This is a genomic window from Chitiniphilus shinanonensis DSM 23277 (genome assembly GCF_000374805.1).
Classification (GTDB): Bacteria; Pseudomonadota; Gammaproteobacteria; order Burkholderiales; family Chitinibacteraceae; genus Chitiniphilus; species Chitiniphilus shinanonensis.
Genome location: NZ_KB895375.1, coordinates 1 through 1,706 on the forward strand (window position 1 = coordinate 1; position 1,706 = coordinate 1,706).

Sequence of the window (1,706 nt, forward strand, 5' to 3'; positions counted from 1 at the left end):
GGCCCGACGCTGCCGCTGCCGATCGCCTCGCCTTTTGCATCGCCCGCCCAGCGCAAGGTGTAGTCGATGCCGAATTCGTGGTCGTAATTGATGCCATGGCTGCTGGCCATGAAAGTCTCCGCCCCCAGCGCGGGCGCGCTCGCCTCGGCCACCAGGGCGGATGCATCCTCGGCATTGCCGCGCTGGCACCCCGCCAACCCCAGGCAGAGCACCAGCAGCGCCTGCCACGCGGCGCGGCTAATCATGCGCTTCCCGCGCGGCGTCGCGTTGGTCCGCGCCGGGCGGCTCGATGCGGGATACCGCGTAGCCCAGGATGTCGGCGTGTTCCAGCAGATCCTGGCCCACCGCCTCCAGGTACAGGCGGCGGCTCAGCGCGTGCAGGGCGGACGGCTGGGTGGGCAGGTGTCCGGCCAGGCTGCGCATCTGGCGCAGGCTGTTGGCGAGGGTGTCGGGATAGCTGCTGTCGAGCAGTCGGCCGAACTGCGCCTCGCTCAGTTCCAGCTCATGCCGCGCGATGCGCGGCTGGTCGAGGCCGCCGGTGGCCTGCAACAGCCCTTCGCGGTCGAAGTACCACCAGGTGTGGATCGGCGCGAGCAGCTCGGCCCGTTGCGCTTCGTCCAGCGCCAGCAGCAATTGGGGCAGGATGCGGGTATCGGCGTAGCGCAGCAGGTAGCGCGTGCGCTCCGGCAGGATGATCACGTCCACGTAATGGTCGAAATGCCGCTGCAACGCCTCCGGGGCGAGCGCGCTGGCGATGAAGCCGAGGCTGGGCTGGCCCTCGGTGCGCGCCAGCAGTTCCCTGGCGCGCGCGGGGAACGGGTCGCCGGCGTGCGCCAGTTGTTGCAGCAAGGGCGAGATCTCCGGCGTGGCGCCCGGCTGCCCGGCGTACAGCGATTGCCACGGCCCCAGCCCGATCAGGCGCTGCCTGGGCTCCCGGTGGAAGGCGTGGTCCAGCAGCGCGTACAGCCGCAGCGCCGGTTGCGCGGCGGCGGCGGTCTGCCAATCGGCCGCCAGGGCGTCGATCTCGCTGCCTTGATAGGGGTCGACGCGCATCATCGGCTCTTCGCCGCAAACGGACTGCCGGATTCCAGCGCCTTCAGCACGCAGCTTTCGCACACCCCGTTGGGGAACTGCCGATCCGGCGTCGGCATGCTGGCCGGCCCGCTGAAGCTGTAGTTGCTGCCCTTCACGCTCAGCTTGCCGGGCGCGTGCAGTTCGATCTGCCCGCCCTTCAGGCGGATATACGCGCCGCCGCAGGTCAGCAGCAGCTCTTCCTTGGCGGTGGCGGTCAGCTTTTCCTTGCTGGCATGCACCCGCACGTTCTTGTCGCCGATGACTTCAACATCGCCGGATTGCGCATGCAGGTTGGCATGCCCCTTGGCCACGATCAGCTTCAGGTTGATCTGCTCCGCCACGCCTTGGACGAACAGGCTGATCTTGCTGCCCACGTTGTGCAGCCAGCGTCGGGCCGTGGTCTGTTGCGTATCGCGCTGGCTGACGCTGTCCAGGTTATGCCCGGCGTGCAGGATGAGTTCGCTGGGCGTGGTCAGGCCGATGCCGGCTGGAGCGCTGGCGATCAGGATGGCCTGTTGCCCCGGTTGATCCGATGCGGTCTTGCCGTCGGGATCGGTGTTGCTGCCCGCCTGCCACGCCTTGAGCGCCTGGTTCAGGTGATCGAGGTGGCCTTGCTGCGACCTGGCCTGTTT

General features: G+C 68.6%; 3 protein-coding genes. All 3 read right to left on the minus strand.

Going from position 1 to position 1,706, the window contains the following annotated elements; all coding sequences use genetic code 11:
• The coding region (locus C556_RS21215) for a hypothetical protein (RefSeq protein WP_040431677.1) at nucleotides 1-245 on the minus strand (245 nt) is incomplete at its 3' end.
• Entirely contained in the window at nucleotides 238-1,056 is an 819-nt protein-coding gene (locus C556_RS0118640) for a DUF4123 domain-containing protein (RefSeq protein WP_026263215.1), read from the minus strand. The genes C556_RS0118640 and C556_RS21215, both read right to left, overlap by 8 nt.
• Nucleotides 1,053-1,706 (minus strand): DUF2345 domain-containing protein (locus tag C556_RS21220; RefSeq protein ID WP_040431680.1); only part of this gene is annotated, 654 nt, incomplete at its 5' end. The genes C556_RS21220 and C556_RS0118640, both read right to left, overlap by 4 nt.